At 48.5% G+C, this 25,123-nt stretch carries 37 protein-coding genes; 33 read left to right on the top strand and 4 right to left on the bottom strand.

Features of this window, described 5'->3' with window-relative positions; translation table 11 throughout:
* Window positions 1-102: 102 nt before the first annotated feature.
* Window positions 103-1,212, bottom strand: a complete 1,110-nt coding sequence (locus EG028_RS11950) for a PQQ-dependent sugar dehydrogenase (RefSeq protein ID WP_120516928.1) — start codon at window positions 1,210-1,212, stop codon at window positions 103-105.
* Window positions 1,213-1,407: 195 nt separating this feature from the next.
* Here EG028_RS11950 and EG028_RS11955 point away from each other — a divergent pair, with 195 nt between their 5' ends.
* Window positions 1,408-2,007, top strand: coding sequence for a porin family protein (locus tag EG028_RS11955; RefSeq protein WP_120516927.1), 600 nt, complete (start codon window positions 1,408-1,410; stop codon window positions 2,005-2,007).
* Window positions 2,008-2,071: 64 nt separating this feature from the next.
* Here the strand turns inward: EG028_RS11955 and EG028_RS11960 are convergent, their stop codons facing one another.
* Entirely contained in the window at window positions 2,072-2,854 is a 783-nt protein-coding gene (locus EG028_RS11960; protein ID WP_162946489.1) for an energy transducer TonB, read from the bottom strand.
* A 221-nt stretch (window positions 2,855-3,075) separates the two neighbouring features.
* Between EG028_RS11960 and rpsJ the strand changes: the two genes are divergently transcribed.
* The 32 genes from rpsJ to carA all read left to right on the top strand — a co-directional run bounded on the left by rpsJ (window position 3,076) and on the right by carA (window position 22,393).
* Window positions 3,076-3,381 carry a 30S ribosomal protein S10 gene (gene rpsJ / locus EG028_RS11965; protein ID WP_012789286.1) on the top strand — a complete coding sequence of 102 codons (306 nt, stop codon included), beginning with the start codon at window positions 3,076-3,078 and terminating at the stop codon, window positions 3,379-3,381.
* A 167-nt stretch (window positions 3,382-3,548) separates the two neighbouring features.
* Window positions 3,549-4,172, top strand: a complete 624-nt coding sequence (gene rplC / locus EG028_RS11970; RefSeq protein ID WP_120516925.1) for a 50S ribosomal protein L3 — start codon at window positions 3,549-3,551, stop codon at window positions 4,170-4,172.
* Window position 4,173: 1 nt separating this feature from the next.
* Window positions 4,174-4,818 carry a 50S ribosomal protein L4 gene (gene rplD / locus EG028_RS11975; RefSeq protein ID WP_120516924.1) on the top strand — a complete coding sequence of 215 codons (645 nt, stop codon included), beginning with the start codon at window positions 4,174-4,176 and terminating at the stop codon, window positions 4,816-4,818.
* A 67-nt stretch (window positions 4,819-4,885) separates the two neighbouring features.
* A complete protein-coding gene (gene rplW / locus EG028_RS11980) occupies window positions 4,886-5,185 on the top strand; it encodes a 50S ribosomal protein L23 (RefSeq protein WP_120516923.1) in 300 nt (99 codons plus the stop codon).
* Window positions 5,186-5,280: 95 nt separating this feature from the next.
* The gene (gene rplB / locus EG028_RS11985) at window positions 5,281-6,114 is read left to right on the top strand and encodes a 50S ribosomal protein L2 (protein WP_120516922.1); all 834 of its coding nucleotides are present in this window, start codon (window positions 5,281-5,283) and stop codon (window positions 6,112-6,114) included.
* Window positions 6,115-6,173: 59 nt separating this feature from the next.
* Entirely contained in the window at window positions 6,174-6,440 is a 267-nt protein-coding gene (gene rpsS / locus EG028_RS11990; RefSeq protein WP_120516921.1) for a 30S ribosomal protein S19, read from the top strand.
* Window positions 6,441-6,570: 130 nt separating this feature from the next.
* Entirely contained in the window at window positions 6,571-6,924 is a 354-nt protein-coding gene (gene rplV, locus EG028_RS11995; RefSeq protein ID WP_120516920.1) for a 50S ribosomal protein L22, read from the top strand.
* Between the two features lie 57 nt (window positions 6,925-6,981).
* Complete coding sequence (gene rpsC / locus EG028_RS12000; protein ID WP_120516919.1) at window positions 6,982-7,779, top strand: 30S ribosomal protein S3; 798 nt, start codon at window positions 6,982-6,984, stop codon at window positions 7,777-7,779.
* 51 nt (window positions 7,780-7,830) lie between these two features.
* Window positions 7,831-8,250, top strand: coding sequence for a 50S ribosomal protein L16 (gene rplP / locus EG028_RS12005; RefSeq protein ID WP_120516918.1), 420 nt, complete (start codon window positions 7,831-7,833; stop codon window positions 8,248-8,250).
* A gap of 64 nt (window positions 8,251-8,314) precedes the next feature.
* Window positions 8,315-8,518 (top strand): 50S ribosomal protein L29, encoded by a 204-nt coding sequence (rpmC, locus tag EG028_RS12010; protein WP_120516917.1) that lies wholly within the window; start codon window positions 8,315-8,317, stop codon window positions 8,516-8,518.
* Window positions 8,519-8,621: 103 nt separating this feature from the next.
* Window positions 8,622-8,879 carry a 30S ribosomal protein S17 gene (rpsQ, locus tag EG028_RS12015; protein WP_120516916.1) on the top strand — a complete coding sequence of 86 codons (258 nt, stop codon included), beginning with the start codon at window positions 8,622-8,624 and terminating at the stop codon, window positions 8,877-8,879.
* A 71-nt stretch (window positions 8,880-8,950) separates the two neighbouring features.
* On the top strand, window positions 8,951-9,319 hold the full coding sequence (gene rplN, locus EG028_RS12020) for a 50S ribosomal protein L14 (protein WP_120516915.1): 369 nt from the start codon (window positions 8,951-8,953) through the stop codon (window positions 9,317-9,319).
* A gap of 193 nt (window positions 9,320-9,512) precedes the next feature.
* Window positions 9,513-9,851: a 50S ribosomal protein L24 gene (rplX, locus tag EG028_RS12025; protein WP_120516914.1), complete on the top strand. Its 339-nt coding sequence runs from the start codon at window positions 9,513-9,515 to the stop codon at window positions 9,849-9,851.
* Window positions 9,851-10,426, top strand: coding sequence for a 50S ribosomal protein L5 (gene rplE, locus EG028_RS12030; protein WP_120516913.1), 576 nt, complete (start codon window positions 9,851-9,853; stop codon window positions 10,424-10,426). The genes rplX and rplE overlap by 1 nt, the downstream gene beginning before the upstream one ends.
* Window positions 10,427-10,432: 6 nt before the next feature.
* A complete protein-coding gene (gene rpsN / locus EG028_RS12035) occupies window positions 10,433-10,702 on the top strand; it encodes a 30S ribosomal protein S14 (protein ID WP_120516912.1) in 270 nt (89 codons plus the stop codon).
* 101 nt (window positions 10,703-10,803) lie between these two features.
* Window positions 10,804-11,202, top strand: coding sequence for a 30S ribosomal protein S8 (rpsH, locus tag EG028_RS12040; protein ID WP_120516911.1), 399 nt, complete (start codon window positions 10,804-10,806; stop codon window positions 11,200-11,202).
* A gap of 120 nt (window positions 11,203-11,322) precedes the next feature.
* Window positions 11,323-11,877 (top strand): 50S ribosomal protein L6, encoded by a 555-nt coding sequence (gene rplF / locus EG028_RS12045; protein ID WP_120516910.1) that lies wholly within the window; start codon window positions 11,323-11,325, stop codon window positions 11,875-11,877.
* Window positions 11,878-11,997: 120 nt separating this feature from the next.
* The gene (gene rplR, locus EG028_RS12050; RefSeq protein WP_120516909.1) at window positions 11,998-12,351 is read left to right on the top strand and encodes a 50S ribosomal protein L18; all 354 of its coding nucleotides are present in this window, start codon (window positions 11,998-12,000) and stop codon (window positions 12,349-12,351) included.
* A 59-nt stretch (window positions 12,352-12,410) separates the two neighbouring features.
* Window positions 12,411-12,929, top strand: coding sequence for a 30S ribosomal protein S5 (rpsE, locus tag EG028_RS12055; protein WP_120516908.1), 519 nt, complete (start codon window positions 12,411-12,413; stop codon window positions 12,927-12,929).
* A gap of 76 nt (window positions 12,930-13,005) precedes the next feature.
* Entirely contained in the window at window positions 13,006-13,191 is a 186-nt protein-coding gene (gene rpmD / locus EG028_RS12060; RefSeq protein ID WP_120516907.1) for a 50S ribosomal protein L30, read from the top strand.
* Window positions 13,192-13,286: 95 nt separating this feature from the next.
* Window positions 13,287-13,733 (top strand): 50S ribosomal protein L15, encoded by a 447-nt coding sequence (gene rplO / locus EG028_RS12065; RefSeq protein WP_120516906.1) that lies wholly within the window; start codon window positions 13,287-13,289, stop codon window positions 13,731-13,733.
* Window positions 13,734-13,812: 79 nt separating this feature from the next.
* Window positions 13,813-15,156 (top strand): preprotein translocase subunit SecY, encoded by a 1,344-nt coding sequence (gene secY, locus EG028_RS12070; protein WP_120516905.1) that lies wholly within the window; start codon window positions 13,813-13,815, stop codon window positions 15,154-15,156.
* A 125-nt stretch (window positions 15,157-15,281) separates the two neighbouring features.
* Window positions 15,282-16,100: a type I methionyl aminopeptidase gene (gene map / locus EG028_RS12075; RefSeq protein ID WP_120516904.1), complete on the top strand. Its 819-nt coding sequence runs from the start codon at window positions 15,282-15,284 to the stop codon at window positions 16,098-16,100.
* Between the two features lie 256 nt (window positions 16,101-16,356).
* A complete protein-coding gene (infA, locus tag EG028_RS12080) occupies window positions 16,357-16,575 on the top strand; it encodes a translation initiation factor IF-1 (protein ID WP_012789309.1) in 219 nt (72 codons plus the stop codon).
* Window positions 16,576-16,609: 34 nt separating this feature from the next.
* Window positions 16,610-16,726 carry a 50S ribosomal protein L36 gene (gene rpmJ, locus EG028_RS12085; protein WP_072360626.1) on the top strand — a complete coding sequence of 39 codons (117 nt, stop codon included), beginning with the start codon at window positions 16,610-16,612 and terminating at the stop codon, window positions 16,724-16,726.
* A 44-nt stretch (window positions 16,727-16,770) separates the two neighbouring features.
* Window positions 16,771-17,151, top strand: coding sequence for a 30S ribosomal protein S13 (gene rpsM / locus EG028_RS12090; RefSeq protein WP_120516903.1), 381 nt, complete (start codon window positions 16,771-16,773; stop codon window positions 17,149-17,151).
* A gap of 105 nt (window positions 17,152-17,256) precedes the next feature.
* Window positions 17,257-17,655 carry a 30S ribosomal protein S11 gene (gene rpsK / locus EG028_RS12095; RefSeq protein ID WP_119078771.1) on the top strand — a complete coding sequence of 133 codons (399 nt, stop codon included), beginning with the start codon at window positions 17,257-17,259 and terminating at the stop codon, window positions 17,653-17,655.
* Window positions 17,656-17,823: 168 nt separating this feature from the next.
* Entirely contained in the window at window positions 17,824-18,429 is a 606-nt protein-coding gene (gene rpsD / locus EG028_RS12100; protein ID WP_120516902.1) for a 30S ribosomal protein S4, read from the top strand.
* Between the two features lie 73 nt (window positions 18,430-18,502).
* Window positions 18,503-19,498: a DNA-directed RNA polymerase subunit alpha gene (locus EG028_RS12105; protein WP_120516901.1), complete on the top strand. Its 996-nt coding sequence runs from the start codon at window positions 18,503-18,505 to the stop codon at window positions 19,496-19,498.
* Between the two features lie 106 nt (window positions 19,499-19,604).
* Window positions 19,605-20,093, top strand: coding sequence for a 50S ribosomal protein L17 (gene rplQ / locus EG028_RS12110; protein ID WP_120516900.1), 489 nt, complete (start codon window positions 19,605-19,607; stop codon window positions 20,091-20,093).
* 279 nt (window positions 20,094-20,372) lie between these two features.
* Window positions 20,373-21,179 carry a hypothetical protein gene (locus EG028_RS12115; RefSeq protein ID WP_120516899.1) on the top strand — a complete coding sequence of 269 codons (807 nt, stop codon included), beginning with the start codon at window positions 20,373-20,375 and terminating at the stop codon, window positions 21,177-21,179.
* A gap of 128 nt (window positions 21,180-21,307) precedes the next feature.
* Window positions 21,308-22,393 carry a glutamine-hydrolyzing carbamoyl-phosphate synthase small subunit gene (gene carA / locus EG028_RS12120; RefSeq protein ID WP_241559119.1) on the top strand — a complete coding sequence of 362 codons (1,086 nt, stop codon included), beginning with the start codon at window positions 21,308-21,310 and terminating at the stop codon, window positions 22,391-22,393.
* Between the two features lie 892 nt (window positions 22,394-23,285).
* On the opposite strand, the gene EG028_RS12125 is transcribed toward carA, so the two are convergent.
* Window positions 23,286-24,482, bottom strand: coding sequence for a pyridoxal phosphate-dependent aminotransferase (locus tag EG028_RS12125; protein WP_120516896.1), 1,197 nt, complete (start codon window positions 24,480-24,482; stop codon window positions 23,286-23,288).
* Window positions 24,483-24,591: 109 nt separating this feature from the next.
* Window positions 24,592-24,996 (bottom strand): DUF1573 domain-containing protein, encoded by a 405-nt coding sequence (locus EG028_RS12130; protein ID WP_120516895.1) that lies wholly within the window; start codon window positions 24,994-24,996, stop codon window positions 24,592-24,594.
* Between the last annotated feature and the right edge of the window lie 127 nt (window positions 24,997-25,123).

Consider the following 25,123-nt stretch of genomic DNA (forward strand, 5'->3'; position numbering starts at 1 on the left):
CCGGACGGATGCTTTTCAGGGCCACCCGTGGGGAAACTGGCAGATACACCAGGGCCCGCTCTCATGGAGAAGCGGCCCCTGGTTATTGACACCCTGACGGAACTATTCAGGATCGCTGATCTCGATGATCTTGCCGGGCGAAGTGTCCGTACAGATATACACACGGCCGTAAGGAGATACGCATACGTCCCTGAGGCGGCCGAACTGGTTTACGAAATAGTTTTTGGAGCTGGTCACGGTTTGCCCGTCCGCGGAGAGTTTCAGCTGGTAGAGGGTGGCATTTTTGAGGCTCACCAGCAGCAGTGAGTTTTTCCATTGGGAGATGCGGTCGTGGTTGTAATAATCCAGGCCGCAGAGGGCGAAAGTACCGTTGCCGGTGCTCCAGATGGGCGGTTTGATATTGTTGGCATTGCAGAAGGTCACTTCCCCGCCGTTGCAGGGCCCTTCCACGTTGGGCCAGCCGTAATTGCGGTTCTTCTCAATGACGTTCACCTCATCTTCCACCCCGGCGCCATGTTCCGAAGCATACAGGATATTGTTCACATACACCAGCCCTTGTGGGTTCCTGTGCCCGCGGCTCCAGATGGGGCTGCCGGCAATGGGGTTGTCCGCGGGGATGCTGCCGTCCAGGTTCAGCCTCAGCACCTTGCCGCTGAGCGAAGCGTCCGACTGGGCGTTTGCGTTGGCATTGGCATCTCCCGTGGTGTAATACAGTTTCCGGTCCGGGCCTATCACCAGGCGGGAGCCGTTGTGAATGCCGGCGGCCGGGATATTGTCAATGATGACGGTGGGCTGGGAGAGGGCGTTGTTCTGATAATTATAACGAACTACTTTTTCCTTATAGGGGTTTCCGTAGTTGTAAACGACATATACATGAGGCGTTTGGGAAAAATCGGGATGCAGCACCATGCCCAGCAGGCCGCCTTCGCCGTTGGCGACGATATCAGGCAGCGTAAGGAGGGGCTTCAGCTCGCCGGTCTTAGGGTCCACCCGGCTGATTTTACCGCCTCTTTCGGTCATCCAGATATGATTGTCGGGGCCCCAGAGGATCTCCCAGGGGCGGGAAATGTTGTTGTCCAGCACTACCCGTACTTTATCGGTAGGCCAGTCCGGGTCTTCCTCCGGCGGTTTGGGGTTGCTGGGATTCTTTTTGCAGGCTAAAGTAGCGCCAAGCAGGCAGAGGAAAAGGGTTGATATGGCCAGTGGTTTCATAGTTGCAGATTTATGTAAAGAACAGTAACAACAGCAACAAATTGCCTGCCAGCTTAAAAAAAAGCCGGGGCAGTCAACTTTTTCCGGGCGCAGATGTTAAAACCTTAGGCTATTGTATTCATAATCAACTATATCCTGTTATATCCCCTGCCATTGAATGTTCATCGCAAGCAAAATCATCAAAAACAATTTACTATGAAGAAAATCGGTTACTTAACCCTCATCCTGGCAGGAGTATTATTCAGCAGCAACATTAAGGCACAAACGCAGAAGGGGAATGTGCTCGTAGGCGCACAGCTCGCCAACATCGGCGGTACATTCCAGGACGGCGGAAGTACCTTCAACCTGAACCTGTCTCCGCAGGCCGGATGGTTTATCAAAGACGACCTCGCCATTGGCCCCAAGGTGAACCTGGGCCTCAGCACTGGTAATGGTTCCACTACGTTTACTTACGGTGTGGGAGCTTTCGGCCGGTATTACATCAGGGATAAAAGCATCGAGGTGCTGGACAAAACCCGCTGGTTCCTGGAAGCAAGTGCGGGCGTAAATGGTGTAAACAGGGATACGGACGGCGGTAGCAGTACCAACACGAACGGCCTTGGTATTGGTTTTGGCCCCGGCCTGGCCTATTTTATTACGCCGAACATTGCCCTGGAAGCATTGCTGAAATACGACCTGACGGTAGGTTTCGGCAGTTCCACTACCGCGCACAACGTCGGGCTGAACCTGGGTTTCCAGATTTACCTGCCTGGCAGAAAAATGCAACGGCAGATAGAATCTGACATGAAAAAATAGGGAGCACCCAAAAAGTCGGAAATACACCCTGTGAACGGGCTGGTACGCGCTGAAAAAGCGGGTATCAGTCCGTTTTCTCTTTTTGCGCGGCGGAGGACCTGGGCGGTTCGAAGCGGATGATCACTTTATGTTTGGCCGTAACGGCTTTCCCGTCCAGTTTTGCGGGAATCCAGCGGGGCATTTTTTCCACGATACGGACAGCCTCTTCTTCCAACCCGTAGCCGATCACCTCGCCGAGGGTGCCGGCGTTGCCCACGGTACCGTTGGACATTACGAGGAATTCAACGGTAACGGCGCCGCCGATGCCGGCTTTGCGGGCTTCGGCCGGGTATTGGAGGGTTTTGCGGATGAAGTAGGCGAGGGCCTGGCCGCCGCCGCGGTACTGCGGCAGGTTGCTGAGCTCGGGCACGGGCACGTCGTAGGGTTTGCGTTTGGTATTGCCGAGGTTCACGGTAATGGGCAGGGAGACGTTGAGGCTCACCGGTTTACGGTGCAGGTAACCGGGTTCCCAGGGCGGCATGCGGGTGAACATGAGGAGTACTTCCTTGTCCAGCTGGCGGAAACCGGGATTACGGACGCGGATATTGCTGAGCTCGCCGGTGTGCTCCACCACGAAATCGACGGTCACGACCACGGTAGTATCGTTTTCGAGGCGGATATAAGGGACGGTAAGGTTGGAGCTGATGTAGCTGCGCAGCCGTTCGGGGCCTCCGGGGAAAGCGGGTAGCTGGTCCGCCTGGATATTTTCATAAAAACCGGGATCTGGCTCTCTGACGGTGGAATCCTGTTGCTGGGCGAAGGCAGGGAGGGAAAAAAAGAAAAATATAACAATCGGGCGGATCTGCATGAAAAAGAGTGCTGTTGACGGAGGTAAACGATTGGTAATAAAAAGGTTAAATAAATAGACTAACTTGGGGGAGTTAGCCCGGACATGTATAAAACTATGGAAACAGCGGCAGAAAGTCAATAATCCACGGAAATATCCTTCAAAATTATTTGTCGCAATTAAAATAAACATTACCTTTGCCCTCCCAAATTGAGGGGTAATAAAGAAGAAGTTCATTGCATATGTCTCAGAGAATTAGAATCAAGCTGAAGTCCTACGATCACAATCTGGTGGATAAGTCTGCCGAGAAGATCGTTAAAACCGTGCGTAACACGGGTGCCGTGGTAACAGGTCCCATACCTTTACCTACAGAGAAAAAAATCTTTACGGTACTGCGTTCTCCGCACGTGAACAAAAAAGCGCGTGAGCAATTCCAACTGTGTACGCATAAGCGTTTGTTGGACATTTACACATCTTCTTCCAGAACGGTGGACGCGCTGAGCAAGCTCGACCTGCCTTCCGGGGTTGAAGTGGAGATCAAAGCGTAGGAAAAAGGGCCTCAGCAAGGCGGGTATAAGGCCCGCCGGAGGTGTTTTATGACGACAGCATCAACAATAGGCTACGCCTTCCGGGTAGCCGCCCAATAAAGCATTTAAACCGCTCATCCTGAGGATAGCTAGAGATCCCTCAGGCGCTGGGCTAAATATATAACACAATGAAAGGTATTATTGGTAAAAAGATTGGTATGACCAGCATCTTCGAGGCCAACGGCAAACAGACTGCTGTTACCATTATCGAAGCCGGTCCCTGCGTGGTTACCCAGGTGAAATCCCAGAGCACTGACGGGTACGACGCTGTTCAGGTAGCTTTTGGTGAAAAGAAAGAAAAGAACACCACCAAAGCAGAACAGAATCACTTCGCGAAAGCACAAACTTCCCCTAAACGTTACGTTACTGAATTCCGCAACCCGGATGCATCCGTGGCCAAGGCCCTCGGCGAAACTCTCACCTGCGAAATATTTGCAGAAGGTGAGAAAATTGACGTTGTGGGTACTTCCAAGGGTAAAGGTTTCCAGGGTGTTGTAAAACGCCATGGTTTCTCCGGTGTGGGTGAAGCGTCTCACGGCCAGCACGACCGTCAGAGAGCTCCCGGTTCCGTAGGTGGTTCTTCTTATCCTTCCCGCGTATTTAAAGGTATGCGTATGGCAGGCCAGATGGGTAACGAAAGAGTGAAAGTGAAAGGTCTGAAGATCGTTAAGATATTCGCTGAGAAGAATTATATCCTGGTAAGTGGTTCCGTTCCCGGCCACATTGGTTCAATCGTTTTAATCCAGAAGTAACATGCAACTTGATATTTTAAATATAGAAGGTAAAAAAACCGGCAGAACCATCGAGCTCCCTGAAGAGATCTTTGGCGTAGAGCCGAACAATCACGTGATCTACCTGGCTGTAAAGTCTTATCTGGCTGCACAGCGCCAGGGTACTCACAAGGTTAAGACCCGTGCTGAAGTGCAAGGTGCTTCCCGCAAGCTGCACAAACAGAAAGGTACCGGCGGTTCCCGTAAAGGTAACATCCGTAACCCGCTCTATAAAGGCGGTGGTACCATCTTCGGTCCCAAACCTCACCGTTACGATATTAAACTGAACCGCAAGGTGAAAGACGTGGCTAAGATTTCCGCGCTGTCCACCAAGGCTAAGGAAAACAGCATCATCATCGTTGAAGATATCAACCTGGATGCTCCTAAAACCAAAGCGTTCCAGTCTATCCTGGCGAAACTGAACATCAATGTTGGCGGTAAGAAGACCCTGGTGGTTCTCCCCGAGTACAACGATAACGTATACCTGTCACTGCGCAACATCCCTACTGTGGACAGCACTGTGCTGAGCGACGTGAACACTTACGATATCATGAACAGCAACTTCCTGGTGTTCACCGAGAGCGCGGCCAAGATCTTTACCGAAGAGGCTGACGTGGTTGAAGCGTAATTAATTAGTAAACAAAGCGCCGTGATGCGGGGTAAAACCCGGGGGCGGCAATAATAAATATTAACAGATGAAACTGTCTGATGTTTTAATCAAACCGGTGATTTCGGAGAAGGTAAACAAAGCTACCGAGAAGTTCAACCGCTTTTACTTCATTGTTGACAAAAAAGCCAACAAACTGGAGATCAAAAAAGCAGTGGAAGATTTCTACGGTGTGACTGTTGCAGAAGTGAACACCATGGTAATGCCCGGCAAAAACAAGACCCGTTTTACCAAAGCAGGTTTTATTTCCGGCCGCAAGCCTTCTTACAAGAAAGCAGTGGTTACCCTGGCAGAAGGAGAATCCATCGATCTGTATGCTAACATATAATATACCAGTGCCGTTAGCGGTGTGAGCCGTTAACCTGGATGTATATACAGATCAAATTATAATAGTCTATTAAATCATTTTGAATTAAGTAGAAAATGGCACTGAAAAAGTACAAACCGATTACAGCCGGTACCCGTTGGAAGATAGGTAATGCATATGCAGAGCTGACCACGGACACTCCTGAGAAGAGCCTGCTGGCTCCGGCACAGAGAACCGGCGGTAGAAACGCACAGGGCAGAAGGTCCATGCGTTACATCGGTGGCGGACACAAAAAACAATACCGTATCGTAGATTTCAAACGCGATAAAGTAAACATTCCCGCTACTGTAAAAACTATTGAGTACGATCCGAACCGTACCGCATTTATCGCCCTGCTGAACTATGCGGATGGTGAGAAGCGTTACATCATTGCCCCCCAGGGCCTGCAGGTAGGTTCTACCGTAGTGAGCGGACCTGAAGTAGCTCCTGAGCTGGGTAATGCGTTACCGTTGAAAAATATGCCCCTGGGTACTGTTGTACACAACATCGAGCTGCAGCCTGGCAAAGGCGGTGCAATCGCACGCAGCGCCGGTGCTTATGCACAGCTGAGCAACAAGGAGGAAAAATATGCTGTTCTGAAAATGCCTTCCGGCGAGCTGCGCAAAGTGCTGAGCACTTGTATGGCTACCGTAGGTACCGTTTCTAACTCAGATCACGCGCTGCAGTCTATCGGTAAAGCCGGTGCCAATCGCTGGAGAGGTATCAAGCCCCGTAACCGTGGTGTGGCGATGAACCCTGTGGATCACCCGATGGGTGGTGGTGAAGGTAAATCTTCCGGTGGTCACCCGAGGTCCAGGACAGGTAAATATGCGAAGGGCCTGAAAACAAGGAAATCGCATAAGAGCTCTGACAAACTGATCATCAGCCGCAAAGACGGTAAGAAATTATAATTACGTATAACAGGTTCAGCCCTGGGCAACCGGGGTTGAAATCTTAAATAAACAAACACATGGGTCGTTCCATTAAAAAAGGTCCTTACGTAGACTTTAAATTAGAGAAGAAGGTAGAAAAACAGAACGAGGGCACCAAGCGCACGGTTATCAAAACCTGGAGCCGCCGCTCTACGATCACTCCCGACTTTGTGGGCCACACTTTTGCCGTGCATAATGGCAACAAGTTCATCCCGGTTTACGTAACGGAGTTCATGGTGGGTCACAAGCTGGGTGAGTTTGCTCCTACCCGCAACTTTAAAGGACACGCTAACAAGAAAATGTAGTATCCGTTTTTAAAGTTTCCCGTTTTCGGTTCCGCTGAGACAAACAGTTAAAGAGAACAAAGAAAGTTGCAGGAAACAGCAGGACCGGAAGCTGAAATAAGAAACTTATATAACACAGAAACAAAACACAATGGAAGCAGTAGCTAAGCTGAACAATAATCCGACATCTACCCGCAAAATGCGTTTGCTTGCAGACCTGATCCGCGGCATGGAGGTTGAGAAAGCTTTGAATATTTTGAAATTCCATCCCAAACATCCGAGCACTCCGCTGGAGAAGCTGTTGCTGAGCGCAGTGGCCAACTGGAAAGTGAAGAATGAAGGTGCAAGGGTAGAAGATGCTAACCTGTTCGTTAAAACCGTTTTTGTAGACGGTGGCCGCGTTCTCAAAAGGATGCGTCCCGCTCCGCAAGGCAGGGGTTACCGTATCCGCAAGAGAAGTAACCACGTAACAATTGTTGTTGACGGTCGTCCTGTACAACAATAACGGAGGCAAGCTGTAGGAAAAATTATATTTAAACTCATAGACAAATAAAACCAGAACATGGGTCAGAAAACAAATCCTATTGGTAACAGGTTAGGTATCATCAGAGGATGGGACTCTAATTGGTATGGCAGCAAAAAAGATTATGCTGTCAAGCTGATCGAAGATAACAAGATCAGGACTTACCTGAACGCACGTATCAACAAAGGCGGTATCTCCCGCGTAGTGATCGAGCGTACACTGGGTAAGCTCATCATCACCATTCATACCTCCAAACCTGGTATCATCATAGGTAAAGGCGGTAACGAAGTGGATCGCATCAAAGAAGAGCTGAAGAAGCTGACAGGTAAAGAAGATGTTCAGATCAACATCCTCGAGATCCGTCGCCCTGAGGTGGATGCAACCATCGTTGCTGAAACGATCGCAAAACAGATCGAAAGCCGTATCAACTATAAACGTGCCATCAAAATGGCGATAGCTACTGCGCTCCGTATGGGTGCGGAAGGTATCAAGGTAAAAGTAGGCGGCCGTCTTGGCGGTGCTGAAATTGCCCGTTCCGAAGAGATGAAACAAGGCCGCGTACCTTTGCATACTTACCGTATGGACATCGACTACGCTTCCCTGTTCGCGCTGACCGTTTACGGTAAGATCGGTATCAAAGTGTGGATTTGTAAAGGTGAAGTACTCGGAAAACGTGACCTGAACCCGAACGCTGTATCCGGTAAGGAAGAAGGCGGACGTACAGGTGGCGGAGATCGTGGCGGCCGTGGTGGTGAGCACCGTGGTGGCGGCGACAGAAGAGACAACCGTGGCGGTGGCGACAGAAGAGGTGGTGGAGACCGTGGTCCGCGCAAATAATCACACAGCCGTTAGAAATATCATTTAAACAACTTTTTAACAACATAAACGATGTTACAGCCCAAGAGAACGAAACACAGGAAGATGCACAAAGGCCGCATCAAAGGTAACGCAAAGAGGGGCGCAGCTCTTTCTTTCGGTTCATTCGGCCTCAAAGCATTGGAACCTAAGTGGATCACAGACCGCCAGATAGAAGCTGCGCGGGTGGCGCTGACCAGGAGTATGAAGCGTGAAGGTAACGTGTGGATCCGTATATTCCCCGACAAGCCGATCACTGCCAAACCGCTGGAAGTGAGGATGGGTAAAGGTAAAGGTGCGCCAGACCATTGGGCAGCCGTAGTGAAGCCCGGTCGCATCCTGTTTGAAGCAGACGGTGTTTCCATGGAAGTAGCGAAAGAAGCTATGGAACTGGCGGCACAGAAACTTCCGATCAAGGTGAAATTCGTTGTGCGCCGCGACTATGTTGCCTAAGCGTATGATGGTGTAAACCAGATCAAGTAAACAAACCTGATAACCAGAAACAAAATTTAATACAATGCCAAAAGCAGCAAAACTGGATCTTAAAAGCCTGAGTGACCAAGACCTGAAAGAAAAACTTTCTGAGGAAGCACTTCGCCTGAAAAAGGTCACGTTCAGCCACGCGGTGACACCGATCGAAAATCCCATGAGCATCCGCTTCATGAGAAGGGAGATCGCACGCATCCAGACTGAGATCCGCAGAAGAGCGCTGGGATTCTAAGATCCCGGAGGGAGGGTGAAATAGTGATAGCTATTGTAACCAGCAAACAATAAACAATATTATAGCCGCGTAACAGCGGTTTGGAGGTAAAATAACTTTCAAAATGACCGAAAGAAAATTAAGAAAAACCAGGATTGGTGTAGTATCCAGCAACAAAATGGATAAGACTGTTTCCGTTAGCGTTGAGCGTAAGGTGAAACACCCGATCTATGGTAAGTTCGTAAAGAAGACCACCAAGTTCATGGCACACGACGAAAAGAACGAGTGCAGCATTGGTGATACCGTACGGATTATGGAAACCCGTCCGCTGAGCAAAAACAAATGCTGGCGTATGGTGGAGATAATCGAAAAAGTAAAGTAATTATTCATTTGTTTCAAGCTGCCGGTTGGAAGAACCTGCAGCCGCTGCTAAACAATTAACAACGTATTACGATGATACAACAAGAATCAAGGCTGAACGTAGCTGATAACAGTGGTGCCAAAGAAGTACTCTGCATCCGTGTGCTCGGCAACTCCGGACAGGATTATGCCGGTGTAGGCGATAAGATTGTAGTAACGGTAAAAGACGCCATCCCCGGTGGTGGTGTAAAAAAAGGCACCGTAACCAAAGCTGTTATAGTAAGGACTAAGAAGAAACTCCGTCGCCGTGACGGTTCTTACATCCGCTTCGACGACAACGCCGTTGTATTGCTGAACAACTCCGACGAGCCCCGCGGTACCCGTATTTTCGGTCCGGTTGCCCGTGAGCTTCGCGATAAAGGATACATGAAGATCATCTCCCTGGCGCCTGAGGTGCTTTAAGGAGTCGATATAACGTTTCGGATCTGGGATTCGGGTTGTGTGAATAAAGGGATTATGTATACAGAAAACCTTTATTTGAGAACTGGAATTCAAGATCCGAAATCTTTGCATATCTTTGCAGCCCGTTTTAAAAACGACATAATATTAATCAAGCGGAGCAAGTGTTCTGCTTGGCGTTTAAACAAACAAACAGATGAAAACTAGATTTAAGCCTAAGTTCAACATTAAGAAAGGCGACCTGGTTGTGGTGGTTACCGGCGATGATAAAGACCGGACCAAGCCCCGCAAGGTGTTGGAAATAATTACCGACAAAAACCGTGTATTGGTTGAAGGCGTTAACATCATCACCAAACACACCAAACCTACTGCACAGAATACCAAAGGCGGTATTGTTAAGCAGGAAGCGCCGATCGCTATTTCCAACGTAATGTTGTGGGACGCTAAGGCTGGCAAACCTACCCGTGTAGGCCGCCAAAGAGAAAACGGTAAAGTAGTTCGTATCGCTAAAAAATCAGGGGAGGTAATCAAATAATGGCAAACACATCATATCAACCCAGGCTGCAAACCAAATACCGTACCGAGGTAGTTAGTGCATTGCATAAGAAATTCAATTATAAAAGCATCATGCAGGTTCCCCGCCTGGAAAAGATCTGCCTGAACCAGGGGATCAACGGCGCGGTGAGCGACAAGAAGCTGGTGGATATCGCAGTAGACGAAATGACCCGTATCGCTGGTCAGAAAGCTATCGCGACCATGTCCAAAAAAGACATCTCCAACTTCAAACTGCGTAAGAACATGCCGATCGGTGCGCGTGTAACGCTGCGCGGCGTGAACATGTACGAATTCCTGGACAGGCTGATCGCTGTATCCCTGCCCCGCGTACGTGACTTCAAAGGTGTGAACGAAAAAGCTTTCGACGGCCGTGGTAACTATACCCTGGGCGTAACCGAGCAGATCATTTTCCCGGAGATCGATATCGACAAGGTAACCCGCATCACCGGTATGGATATCACTTTCGTAACTACCGCCCAGACGAACGAAGAAGCTTTCGAGCTGCTGAAAGAACTGGGTATGCCGTTCAAGAACATCAAAAAAGATAATCAATAATATCACATGGCAAAAGAATCCGTAAAAGCCAGACAAAGAAAGAGAGAGGCAATGGTAGCCAAGTTTGCTGAGAAACGCGCTGCTCTGAAAGCAGAAGGTAACTACGCAGAACTGGACAAACTGCCCAAAAATGCATCTCCCGTTCGCCTGCACAACCGTTGCCAGCTGTCCGGCCGTCCGAAAGGTTATATCCGTCAGTTCGGCGTTTGCCGTAACATGTTCCGCGACATGGCACTGGCTGGTAAGATCCCCGGCGTAAGAAAAGCTTCCTGGTAATTTCGCGCAGCGAATGCCGAAAGGCTTGAGTAGTATTTGATTTTCCTTTCTATATCGATTGGATATCGCATTGTAATAACTTTTGTAAACTAAATCAAACAATGGTTACTGATCCAATAGCAGATTTTCTCACACGTGTCCGTAATGCCCAGATGGCAAATCACAGGATCGTGGAAATTCCGGCTTCCAAACTGAAGAAACGTATTACCGAAATCCTGTACGACAAGGGTTATATCCTGAAGTACAAGTTCGAAGAGGACAGCAAACAGGGCCTCATCAAGATAGCGTTGAAGTATGACCCGCAAACCAAGGTTCCTGCGATCCAGGACCTGCAAAGGATCTCCCGTCCCGGTCTGCGCCAGTACTCCAAACCGGGCGATTTCAAACGCATCAAAAACGGTCTGGGTATCGCTATCATCTCTACTTCCAAAGGTGTAATGACCGATAAGGAAGCAAAATTACAGAACGTAGGTGGCGAAGTAGTTTGCTACGTATATTAATATATTCATCCCGTCCCGGAGTATAACAGCTGCGGGACGGGATTACGGCATATCTGAGAATTAAGCCTTCTATACGGGCTGAACACGGGATGCCGGAATCACACAATAAAACTGACGAACATGTCACGTATAGGCAGAGCTCCTATTAAATTGGCCAGCGGTATAACTGTAAGCGTTTCCGCTGCAAACGAGATCACGGTAAAAGGCCCGAAAGGCGAACTGAAACAGGTTCTGGACCGCGATATCAAAGTGGAAGTGAAAGAAGGCGAACTGAACGTAGTACGCCCGACCGACCAGATCCGTCACCGCGCGCTGCACGGTCTGTACCGCGCACTGATCGCCAACATGGTGACCGGTGTTACCGACGGTTTCAAGAAACAACTGGAACTGGTGGGTGTAGGTTACAAGGCTGCGAACGCAGGTCAGTTGCTGGACTTATCTTTAGGTTATTCCCACAACATCATCTTCGAAGTGCCGAAAGAACTGAAAGTAAGCACACTTACCGAAAAAGGTAAGAACCCGCAGATCATGCTGGAGGGTATCGACAATCAACTGCTGGGCCAGGTTGCCGCTAAGATCCGCAGCCTCCGCAAACCCGAGCCGTACAAAGGTAAAGGTGTGCGTTACAGCGATGAAGTGGTACGCAAGAAAGCCGGTAAATCAGCTGGTAAGTAATCGTAACACGCGGTTGACACTAAACAGAATTATTAAACCAGCAGCGAATACCGTTATAGCAATATTGCGGTATTTGCTGAACATAGTCCCGGCAGCATCGGGCCTTAAATACACTTAGTAATGATTACAAGACTTAACAGAAGACAGAATATCCGCTACCGTATCCGTAAAAAGATCAGCGGAACTGCACAAAAGCCGAGACTGTCTGTATTCCGCAGTAATTCAGACATCTATCTGCAGTTGATAGACGATACCACCGGCACTACACTGGCCGCAGCCTCCACCCGTGAGAAAGCGATCGTTAGCGCAACTGGTAACAAATCAGAGAAATCCAAAATGGCGGGCGCGTCCCTGGCTGCAAAAGCTGTGGCACTGGGTATCACCGGCTGTGTTTTTGACAGAAGCGGTTACCTGTACCATGGTCGTGTAAAAGCTACTGCAGACGGAGCACGCGAAGGCGGCCTGATGTTCTAATGCTGAATAAAGGATTAGAAGAATAAACAATCTGATATCGTAATTCTTATTAAATAAAAATGGCAAAGAATTCATTCAATAAAGTAAAAGCTGGCGATCTGGAGCTGAAAGAAAAGGTTGTGGCTATCAACAGGGTTACTAAAACCACCAAAGGCGGCCGTACTTTCAGTTTTTCCGCGCTGGTAGTTGTAGGTAACGAAAATGGCGTAGTGGGTCACGGTCTTGGCAAAGCCAAGGAAGTGCAGGAAGCTATCACCAAAGGTATCGACGACGCTAAGAAGAACCTGATCAAGATCCCGGTACATCACGGTACCATTCCTCACGACCAGCTCGCGAAGGAAGGTGCGGCGAAAGTGCTGATCAAACCGGCTGCCCATGGTACCGGCGTGATCGCGGGTGGTTCTATGCGCGCCGTACTGGAAAGCGCCGGTATCACCGACGTTCTCGCTAAATCCCTGGGTTCCGCTAATCCCCACAACGTGGTGAAAGCGACTTTCAAAGCCCTGGGCATGCTGCGCGAACCGATCGTTATCGCCAGAGCGCGCAACATATCCATGAAGAAAGTATTCAACGGATAAGCACCTGATTCCAAATCCCGGTTCCGGCTGCTGAAGCAGGAGCGCGGTATTCTTAATTGGAAATATTATAAAGAAAATGGCAAAGATTAAGATCACCCAGGTAAAAAGCGGTATCGATCGTCCTGAACGTCAGAAGCTGACCCTGTTGGCTCTCGGACTGAAAAAGATGAACAACACCGTAGAGGTGGAAGCAACTCCCCAGATACTGGGCATGGTTCGTAAAGTGAACCACCTGGTAAAAGTGGAAGAAGTGAATGCATAATGTAAAATTTTGATTTTTATATTGGCATCTTACTTTTTTGAATTATCATTGTAAAGCGAGCGGTTGATTTCCGCGTAAGTAAAACAATTCAAGCTATGAACTTACAGAATTTAAGGCCTGCAAAAGGCGCAGTACATAAAGAAAAACGTTTAGGCCGTGGTGAAGCATCCGGTAAAGGTGGTACTGCTACGAAAGGTAACAAAGGTGCTCAATCCAACACCGGTTACTCCAGCAAAAGAGGCCACGAAGGCGGTCAGATGCCTATCCAGCGCCGTTTGCCCAAACGCGGTTTTATTCCTATCGACCGTACTGAATATAAAGTATTCAACATCGGCCAACTGGAAACGATCATCGAAAAATACGGTATCCAGGAATTCTCCCTCGAAAATCTGTATATGAACGGCCTGATCAGCAAGACGAACAAAGTGAAAGTGCTCGGCCAGGGTGAACTGAAAAGCAAAGTAACGCTGAAAGTGAACGCGATCAGCGAGAAAGCCAAATCAGCCGTCGAAGCAGCCGGTGGAACTGTTGAACTGGTTTAAGAAATTACGATAGAGAAGGCGCCTACGGAGTAGTGCGTCTTTTCGAATTTTACACGCGTTATTAAACTCTTATCTTCCTGTGAAGAAATTTATCGAAACCATAAAGAACATCTGGAGCATCGAGGACCTGCGTAAACGCATTCTCACCACGCTGCTCCTGGTACTTGTGTACCGTGTGGGCTCCTATATCACCCTTCCCGGTCTCGATCCCAACCAACTGGCCAACTTCTCTGAAACGTCCCAGAAAGGCATTCTGGGCCTGTTCAACATGTTCGCCGGGGGATCCTTTTCGCGTGCTTCCATTTTCGCACTGGGCATCATGCCGTATATCTCGGCGTCTATCGCCATACAGCTGCTGACCATCGCGGTTCCTTACTTCCAGAAATTGCAGAAGGAAGGGGACAGCGGCCGCAAAAAGATCAACCAGTACACCCGCCTGCTTACCGTAATAGTTACCGCATTCCAGGCCAGCGCATACGTTGCTTACCTGAGAACGCAGTCCGGCGCGGCGCTGATACCCGAATACGGTACATTCCTGTTCTGGCTGTCCACTACGGTTGTACTCACCGCAGGTACCCTGTTCGTAATGTGGCTGGGTGAAAAGATCACGGATAAAGGGATTGGTAACGGTACTTCCATCATCATCATGACCGGTATCCTTGCCCGTCTCCCCGAAGCGTTGCTCCAGGAATTCTCCCTGAAAACAACCGGCGCGGGCGGCGGTCTGCTCATCTTCCTCGTGGAGCTGGCATTCTTCATCCTGATCACCATCGGTCTTATCCTGCTGGTACAGGGCACACGCAAGATACCCGTGAACTATGCAAAACGTATTGTTGGCAATAAACAATATGGTGGCGTACGCCAGTTCATTCCCCTCAAGGTGAATGCCTCCGGTGTAATGCCCATCATCTTTGCGCAGGCCATCATGTTCATACCGGCTACCGCCATTGGATTCGCCACGCAAAGTGCAGACGCTTCCACCTTCATCCGCATTTTCAGCGATCATACCAATCCCTGGTACAACGTGATCTATGCAGTGCTGGTGATAGTGTTCACTTTCTTCTATACAGCACTCATCTTCAACCCCACCCAGATGGCGGATGAAATGAAAAAGAACAACGGTTTTGTGCCAGGTGTAAAACCCGGTAAAGCAACCGCTGATTACATCGGCGCCGTAATGGACCGCATCACCCTTCCGGGCGCGTTTTTCCTCGCACTCGTGGGTATCATGCCCGGCATTGCCGCTGCATTGAAGATCAACAGCAATTTCGCAACCTTCTTCGGCGGTACATCCCTGCTGATCATGGTAGGCGTAATTCTTGACACCCTGCAGCAGATCGAAAGCCAGCTGCTCATGCGCCACTACGATGGCCTGATGAGCTCCGGCCGCATCAAAGGCAGAACCACACCGGCCAACGCCTGATAAACAATCTTGCACAATATTTGCAGCCATCCAGAACCATGTTCCAGGATGGCTGTTTTCTTATAGAGGATTCCCCTGCCGCGGGAACCTTACCGAATCACCAATTTTACCTAATTTCGCGTGTTATGATCCATTATAAGACGAAAGAAGAAATCGAGCTGATCCGTGAAAGCGCCCAGCTCGTCAGTGCTACCCTGGCTGAAGTGGCCTCAAGGCTCAAACCGGGTATGAGCACCCTGGATGTGGACGCGATCGCGGAAACATTCATCCGCGATCATGGGGCGGTGCCCTCGTTCAAAAACTACAAAGGTTTTCCCAATACCTGCTGCATATCTGTAAACGAAGCCGTGGTACACGGTATTCCCAACGGGTATACGCTGCGCGAAGGTGATATCGTATCCGTGGATGTAGGCGTGTATAAGAACGGTTTCCATGGAGACAGCGCCTATACTTTTGCCATCGGCGAGATCCCCACACACGTACAGAAACTGATGGCTTCCACGAAGGTGGCACTGGCCAAAGGCATCGAAAAGGCTATTGTGGGCAACCGCGTAGGCGACATTGCGTATGCCATCCAGGAGTATGTTGAGAAGGAGAGGGGTTACGGCGTGGTTAGAGAGCTTGTAGGGCATGGCCTGGGCCGTGACCTTCATGAGGACCCGCAGGTGCCTAATTATGGCCGCAGAGGCAGCGGAGCGGTGCTGAAGGAAGGCTTGGTGATCGCCATCGAGCCGATGGTGAACCTGGGGACCCGCGATGTGGAGTACCTGGAGGATGGCTGGACGGTGGTAACGCGCGACAGGAAGGCGAGCGTTCACTATGAACATACGGTGGCGGTAGCAAAAGGGAAGCCGGATATGTTATCTTCATTTGCGGAGATCGAGGTGGCGGAGAGAACAAATACTGCATTATTTTCAGGACATATTCCTGCCGCGGTGTCTTAAAGGAGCTGCGGTTATGACGGGGGAAATCCGTATATTTGCCGGCTGTTGGGGGAAAACGGGGAAAATGCCAATACAGATCCAGCCATTGATTATATTGTTTTTAACTCTATAACTAACTGGGGGTGAATAACTTTTATCAAGCCGGCCGGATGATTTAAAAAGTTATCCACAGCTTACTGCTTTTTAAAAGATTATTTCGGGTATTTTTTTCGGTTTCAGAAACTTTTATGGTATCTTTGCATTCCTAAAAATTTTTATGGCGAAACAGGCATTGATCAAACAGGATGGTATTATTCTAGAAGCCTTATCAAATGCGATGTTCCGGGTTAAACTGGAAAACGGACACGAGATATTGGCTACCATTTCTGGAAAAATGAGGATGCACTATATTCGCATCCTGCCGGGAGATAAGGTTGGTGTAGAGATGAGCCCTTACGATTTGAGCAGGGGTCGTATAATTTTCAGGTACAAGTAAAAAACAACTCTGGTAGATTTATAACAATTGACTCATGAAAGTAAGAGCTTCCATCAAAAAAAGAAGTGCAGATTGCAAGATCGTTCGCCGCAAGGGTAAACTGCTGGTGATCAACAAAAAGAATCCCCGTTTTAAACAACGTCAGGGTTAATCAGCATCTGTATAAATTAAACGAATAAAAACTAAACAATTAATATGGCACGTATAGCCGGTATTGATCTTCCTAAAAACAAAAGAGGTGAAATTGGTCTGACTTATATCTTTGGTATTGGTCACTCTACCTCCGTATATATCCTGGAGAAAGCAGGCATTGATTTGAACAAAAAGGTGAAGGACTGGAATGACGACGAACAGGGCGCCATCCGTAACATCATCAACAACGAACTGAAAGTAGAAGGTCAGCTGCGTTCTGAGGTTCAGATGAACATCAAACGTCTGTTGGATATCGCCTGCTACCGTGGTCTGCGTCACAGGAAAGGTCTGCCGGTTAGAGGCCAGCGTACCCGTACAAACAGCCGTACCAGGAAAGGTAAGCGTAAGACGGTTGCGGGTAAAAAGAAAGCACCGAAGAAATAGTAAGATCCCTTTGCTGCGTGTACTCTTTCCAGATCAGGGGAGTTGCGGCATAAAGGGTTTTTATATCAACGATCTGGAATTTCATAGTTGGAATTTTAACGAATTATGGCAAAAGCAACTAATACAAAAGCTGCCGCTAAAAAGAGGGTAGTAAAGGTGGACAACTTCGGAGACGTTCATATCTCTGCAAGTTTCAACAACATCATCGTGAGCATCACCAATAAGCAGGGTCAGGTTATTTCCTGGTCTTCCGCTGGTAAGATGGGCTTCAAGGGTTCTAAGAAGAATACTCCTTATGCTGCTCAGCTGGCTGCATCCGATGCTGCTAAAACCGCTTTTGATGCAGGTCTGAAAAGAGCAGATGTATTTGTGAAAGGACCCGGCGCCGGCCGTGAGAGTGCAATCCGCGCTATCTCCAACTCCGGTATCGAGGTAACCCTGATCAAAGACGTGACTCCGCTGCCGCACAACGGTTGCCGTCCTCCCAAGAAGAGAAGGGTATAGTCAAACGCATTTTCTTGTACGAATTATCCGTTGCAATGAACATTTGTATCGGGTAATTCGTATTCGTAATGGATAATTAGTATATTTATTAATCACAGTGGGTGTGCGATCGAATTTTAAGATTTTTAAATGAGCGTACACCGGAACTAAAAATCTGAACCACAGAACATGGCAAGGTACACAGGTCCGAAGACCAAGATCTCCAGGATTTTTGGAGAGCCTATTTTAGGCAACGGTAAATATTTAGGCAAGAACAGCAACCCTCCCGGTCAGCACGGTGCGCAACGCAAACGTAAACAACTGGGTGAGTATGCATTGCAGCTGAGAGAAAAACAAAAAGCCAAATACACTTACGGTGTGCTGGAGAAACAATTCCGCAACCTGTTCGAAGAGGCTAACCGCAGGAAAGGCGTTACCGGTGAGGTACTGATCAAACTGCTGGAAGCTCGTCTGGACAACACCGTGTTCCGTATGGGCATCGCACCTTCCCGCCCGGCTGCCCGTCAGCTGGTGGCGCACAAACACGTAACCGTAAACGGCGCGATCGTGAATGTTCCTTCTTATCAACTGAAACCCGGAGACGTTATCGGTCTGAAAGAAAAGACCACCGGTAATTCTTCCCTGACCAGCGCAATCCGCGGTAAAAACCCGAAATTCAGCTGGCTGGACTGGAACGAAAAAGATATGAAAGGTGTTTTCATCGCGTATCCTGAGAGAGAGAGCGTTCCTGAGAATATCAAGGAACAACTGATCGTGGAATTGTACAGCAAGTAATAAAGTTATAGCCACCTTAACGGGTGGCTTTAACCATATAACATACGTTAAAACTCAAAAATCAAGCATATCAATGGCAATTCTTAATTTCCAAAAGCCTGACAAGATCGTTTTGCAGAAGTCTACCGACTTTGAAGCTCAATTCGAATTCCGTCCATTAGAACCAGGTTATGGTGTGACAATCGGTAACGCGCTCCGCCGTGTACTGTTGTCTTCATTAGAGGGCTATGCCATTGTGGGAATAAAGATTGAAGGCGCCGATCACGAGTTTGCCACCCTGAAAGGGATCACGGAAGACGTGACTGAGATCATCCTCAACCTGAAACAGGTACGATTCAAAAAAATCGTGGAGAATGAAGTAAGCAGCGAAAAGATCCAGATCTCCATCAAAGGCAAGACTGAGTTCCGTGCGGACATGATCGAGAAAGCAACCAATTCTTTCCAGATCATGAACCCCGAACTGCTGATCTGCACCCTGGACCCTTCCGCTAAGCTGGACATCGAACTGACCATCGGCAAAGGCCGCGGTTACGTACCGGCTGAAGAGAACAGGCCCAAAGATGCAATCTTCGGCTACATCGCTATCGATTCCGTATTCACGCCCATCAAAAACGTGAAATACAGCATCGAAAACACCCGTGTGGAACAAAAGACCGACTACGAAAAGCTGATCATGGAAGTGATCACCGACGGTACCATCCACCCGGAAGAAGCGGTAAAACAAGCTTCCCGCATCCTGATCCAACACCTGATGATCATCACCGATGAAAACATCAGCTTCGATACCAAAGACACTGAGAAAGAAGATGTAGTGGACGAACAGACCCTGCAGCTGCGTAAGATCCTGAAAACTCCCCTGGAGGACCTGGATCTCAGCGTACGCGCATTCAACTGTCTGAAAGCCGCGAAGATCAACTCCCTGAGCGAACTGGTACAGTACGAACAGGAAGAACTGATGAAGTTCAGGAACTTCGGTCAGAAATCCCTCAGCGAAATCGAACAGGTACTGGGCGAACGAGGTCTGCACTTCGGTATGGACCTGTCCAAACTGAAACTGGACGAAGAATAGAAAACATATTACTCGAATCGCGATGCCATATGGTGTCGCGATTCGTATTTTATAACAAGTACCTTGTAATTCCTGACACGGTGCAAGGGAACACAAAACAAATGTCATGCGTCACGGAGTAAAATTAAACAGGCTGAGCCGGACTTCCGCTCACCGCAAAAGCCTGATGAGCAATCTCGCCATCGAGCTGATCAGTCACAAACGTATTCAAACCACTTTAGCCAAGGCAAAAGCACTGCGCGTTTACATCGAGCCGCTGCTGACCCGTGCTAAAACCGATAATACGCACAACCGTCGTACCGTATTCAGCTACCTGCAGGATAAAGAATCCATCCAGGAACTGTTTGGTACCATCAGTGAGAAAATCGCCAACCGTCCCGGCGGTTACACCCGTATCATCAAACTCGGCAAAAGGGTTGGTGACAATGCGGAAGTAGCCCTGATCGAACTGGTTGATTTCAACGAAATCTACGGTAAAACTGCAGAAGCAGATAAAGCTCCTGCTAAGAAAACCCGTCGTGCAGGTGGTGCTAAAAAGAAAGCAGATGAAGCAGCTCCGGCCGCTCCTGCTGCTGAAGAAAAAGCCGCTGAATAGTTTATCTGAACGATATAGGAAAGGGAGAAGGCGAAAGCTTTATCCCTTTTTTTATGCCCGAAGGCCAGTGCTGTTTGGTCCCGGATTTATTTTTGAGAGTAAGGGAAACAAAACCGGACGTATATGCATGGTTGATAACATACCCTTCAAAAAGAACCTGGCTTCGGAGCCGGGGCAATATGTGCACCCTTTGCTTAAATCATCAACAATTTGTCCCCAGCCTGCAAAAGATATGTTAAAAAATCGTAATTTAGGACTGAGTACCTAACACCTATACCTATGTATTACCTGAAATGCGGTCATTGCGCGGAAATGAGCGCCATGAAATCCGAATACATCACCTTCTGCGACCATTGCGGTAAAAAGTTCCCGCTTACCTACGCGGATTGGAAAGCCCAGCACCCGGACGGCACCGTGGAACTGTACGGGCGGGAGCAGGGGATACCCGAAGAAAAATACCAGGCCATCATGAAAAAACGCTACCGCAACCGCTTCGACCTGCGGGGCAAAGCCGCGCTGATCACCGGCATCGTGGTACTGATCGCCTGCGGCACGCTGAGCGCATTTTACGGGCCGGTGCTGGTGAAGATGTTCCGCGAGCCAAAGGTATCGCAGACCATGCTGGAGATGGATAACTGGCGTACTTTCAGGGGCAATATCCTCCGGATCCAGAGCCCGATGTCATTATCTCCCGTTACAGTAAATGACGCCCCGAATATGCGCAGGAAAGCGTTTAAAGGCGGCAGTTATGCGGACGGGCTGGTGATCAGGATGGATGAGGCCGTATATCTCTCGGATTCGCACATTGACCTGGTGGAAACGGCGAATGAGCTCACTAGGGGAATGGAGAAAACAGTTGGCATATCGAAATTCAGCTATAAAACCCGGGAACTACATCTGAACGGTCAGCAGGCGGTGCTGCAGCAGGGAAGTTATATCCTCCAGGAAAATTCCGCCATGGAATTTAACAGCCTGGTGGTGGTAAAAGGCGGGTCGCGGGTACAGTTGCTGGTGACCCATCCGGCCAACGATGAAACCGGCCGGAAGGTGGCCGAAAAGATCATGACATCCGCCCTGATGAATTAGATCGTAAAAACCTGTTCAAAATTCATAATCTTGCCCTAACTTTGCACAGTTTTAACCGTCCCTAACGGGGCATAAAAAAGAAAGGGTAAGAAGAAATGCCGCAGACTACCAGATCCACACAGCCGGCCATGCTGTTGTTAGAAGATGGCACCGTATTCCATGGCAAAGCGTTCGGAAAAATTGGGACCGCAGCCGGGGAACTTTGTTTTAATACCGGAATGACCGGTTACCAGGAGGTGTTCACCGATCCTTCCTACAAAGGACAGGTGCTGATCATGAACAACTGTTACGTAGGTAACTATGGCACTAAAAATGAGGATGTGGAAAGCAGCAGTGTGAAGATCAGCGGGTTGATCTGCAAGAACATTGCCCACAACTTTTCCCGCAAAATGGCCGACGAATCCCTGGCCCAGTTCCTTGAACAAAATAACCTGGTAGCGATCCACGAAGTGGATACCCGTGCGCTGGTTTCTCATATTCGTGCCAAAGGTGCCATGAACTGCATCATTTCCTCCGAAATACTGGATGAAAAAGAATTGCAGGCTAGGCTGAAAACAGTTCCTTCCATGGAAGGCCTGGCCCTCTGCGCGGAAGTGTCCACCAAAGAGCCTTATTACATTGGCGACCCGAATGCCGAGATCCGTATCGCGGTGATGGACAACGGCGTAAAACGCAACATGCTGAAATGCCTGTCCGAAAAAGGCGCTTACCTGAAAGTACATCCCACCCAAACATCATTTGAAGAGTGCGAAACCTTCAAACCGCACGCATATTTTATTTCCAACGGTCCCGGCGACCCGGCGCCGCTTACTTACGCGGTAGACACCATTAAGAAGGTGCTGGAAGCAGAGCGTCCGCTGTTCGGCATTTGCCTGGGCCACCAGCTGCTGGCAATGGCGAATGGTATTCCTACTTACAAAATGCACCATGGTCACCGCGGGCTGAACCATCCCGTAAAGAACCTGCTTACCGGCAAATGCGAGATCACTACCCAGAATCACGGGTTTGCGATTGATGCCAAAGCGGTTGCGGCTTCTGAAAATGTGGAGATCACGCACGTGAACCTGAACGACCAGTCAGTAGAAGGGATCAGGATCAAAAATAAACCGGCGTTTTCCGTGCAGTACCACCCTGAGTCTACTCCGGGCCCTCACGATTCCCGCTACCTGTTCGATGATTTTTTTGCACTGATCCGCGCAAACATGTCGAAGTAGGGCTTCGGTTCCAGAAAATGACAGCAGAGACATGTTGAAACATGCATGTATCCAGATAAAATTAAGAAAGGCTTCCTCCGGGAGGCCTTTTTTTATGCGAGGGAGCGTGGAAGTCCTTCTCCGCGAATCGATTACGATCAGGCATAAGCGTAATGGTGGCAAACAAGCGACTTTGTATGGGTTATCAATAACAAACGGTCCTGAGGAGTCAGGACCGCGCATTTTAAAATTCCACGTTATGAAAACTAGCGAAAGGTACTATGCGGTTAAGCACAATACCCACCTTGTCTTTTCATTACATGACAATAATATGAAAAAAATGGCGAGTTGCTCTTGCAAAAAGGGTGTAAGTTTTCTTGAAATAGAGGAATTTAAATTGCAATCGGTTGGAAAATGAAATTAGTTGAGAAAGTGGCAAAAAAATACGGCTCTGTGAACAGAGCCGTTTGCCTTTATAAATTCCACGTTATGAAAAACTGATACAAAAATATGTTGTTTGGCTAAAACGTTTTAGTTCGTCGCCGCATTTTTTACATTGTGTTGATAATGCAAAGGTCGGGTCATTTTCTCATTTGTCAAAATTCTACAAGTTAAATTTTTGCTAAGCAGGTTTAGATTTTTGTTCAACTTGTATATCTTATTTTCATCATCTCATCTTTTCCTCACCTTTGCGTCCCGATTACACAGTAAAAATAGCTATAAAAATCAAATTTCAAAACTATATTTCCAGAAATTATCGATTGTGTCGCCGAAAAATGTCATATAGAATTTATTTTAATGCGAATTCGTTGTATTGACAAGCATTCCGGGCCTTGATTTTGAAAACATGATTTTTGTCAGGTTTTTAAAGGGTAATGTTTTTTTAACACTCTTTTAAAACTTTTTCTCCCTTTTATTGTAGGCGGCCGGGGTAAACTTCCAGCGCTTTACCCAGGCATTCCATCGCTTTTGCGATATTTTCCCTGTTCAAAACGTATGCAAGTCTTACTTCCTGCTTCCCAAGCCCCGGTGTAGCGTAAAAACCAGTGCCCGGAGCCAGCATAACTGTCTGCTGTTCATACGAAAAAGCCTCCAGCAGCCACTGGCAGAATTTATCCGCATCGTCGATGGGCAAACGCGCCATCGCATAAAAAGCGCCGCCCGGATTGGGACAGAACACGCCCGGGATCTTGTTCAGCAGGCTTACCAGCAGGTCCCTGCGGCTCTGGTATTCCTCCTTTATCTCGTCAAAATAGTCATCAGGCAGGTCCACAGCGGCTTCCGCGGCAATCTGCGCAAAACTGGGAGGGCTCAATCTTGCCTGTGCGAACTTCATCACAGCATCCAGGATAACCCTGTTATGGGTCACCACCGCGCCGATCCTGGCGCCGCAGGCACTGTATCTTTTAGAGATCGTGTCAAATACCACTACATTATTCTCCAGGCCGCTGAGATTCAGGGCGGAGATATTTTCGCCGTCATAGGAGAACTCACGGTATGCTTCGTCGGAAAACAGGAACAGGTTATGTTTCAGGCAGATTTCCCTGAGCACTTCCATTTCCGCGCGGCTGTACAGGTAGCCGGTAGGGTTATTGGGATTGCAGATGAGGATGGCTTTGGTCTTCGGCGTGATCAGCTTCTCGAAATCACCGATCGGGGGTAATGCAAAGCCCGTTTCGATGCCGGAAGTGACCGGCACGACCTTTACCTCCGCTTCCACGGCAAAACCGTTGTAATTGGCGTAAAACGGCTCGGGAACGATCACTTCGTCACCCGGGTCCAGGCAGGCCATAAAACCGAACAGGATAGCCTCTGAGCCGCCTGTGGTCACAATGATCTCTGTATGGTCCACGGTGATGTCAAACTTCTTGTAATAGCCGGTCAGTTTGCGGCGGTAACTTTCGTTGCCCGCGCTGTGGCTGTATTCGAGGATCTTGAAATTAGAATTCCTAACCGCATCCAGCACGGGTTTAGGGGTTTCAATGTCTGGTTGGCCGATGTTAAGGTGGTAAACCGTAACTCCTTTCTTTTTAGCGGCTTCCGCGTAGGGAACCAGCTTGCGGATCGGAGAAGGCGGCATGTGTTGTCCGCGCTCGCTGATGTTAGGCATTTTGCTGTACTTTTTTTGCGTTGCAAATTTAAGGGAATGAAATAGTTCTATAACAAAAAGGCCTCCCGATTATTGATCGGGAGGCCATTATGCAGAATTATTGTTTGCTTTAATTCTCTACTGTACCGGTCAGGAACAGTTCTTTTTCCTGGTCTACCCCTTTGAGCTTTACATAAACCGTTTTCATCGGTTTGCCCACCTGGTTCGCACTGTAGGTCGCGCTGATCACGCCGGATTTGCCAGGCAGGATCGGCTCAACGGTCCATTTGGGAACGGTGCAGCCGCAGCTGGGTTTCGCGGATTCGATCAGAACGGGCTCTTTGGAAATATTGGTGAATTCAAAAGTTACGGTTACGGGTTTGTTATACTTGGTTTTACCGAAGTCAACTGTTTCCTTTTTGAATTTCAGCTTGGCATCCACAGCGTTAGCCGCGCCGGAGCCATTTTGAGCCTGTGCCCACACAGCGGTGGTTACCAGTAAAGTCGCAAATAGGGATACGATAAACTTTTTCATGTTTCAATTGGGTTTTAAAACGATTGGTTAAAACGTTAGTTCCTTCCAGTTTCCAGGATCAAATTTACGGCCAAAAACTGAACCTTACGTATCAAGATATTAAAAATTTCTTAAAAATTAATTATTA

Origin of the sequence: Chitinophaga barathri (genome assembly GCF_003807585.1) — a bacterium.
GTDB classification, from domain to species: domain Bacteria; phylum Bacteroidota; class Bacteroidia; order Chitinophagales; family Chitinophagaceae; genus Chitinophaga; species Chitinophaga barathri.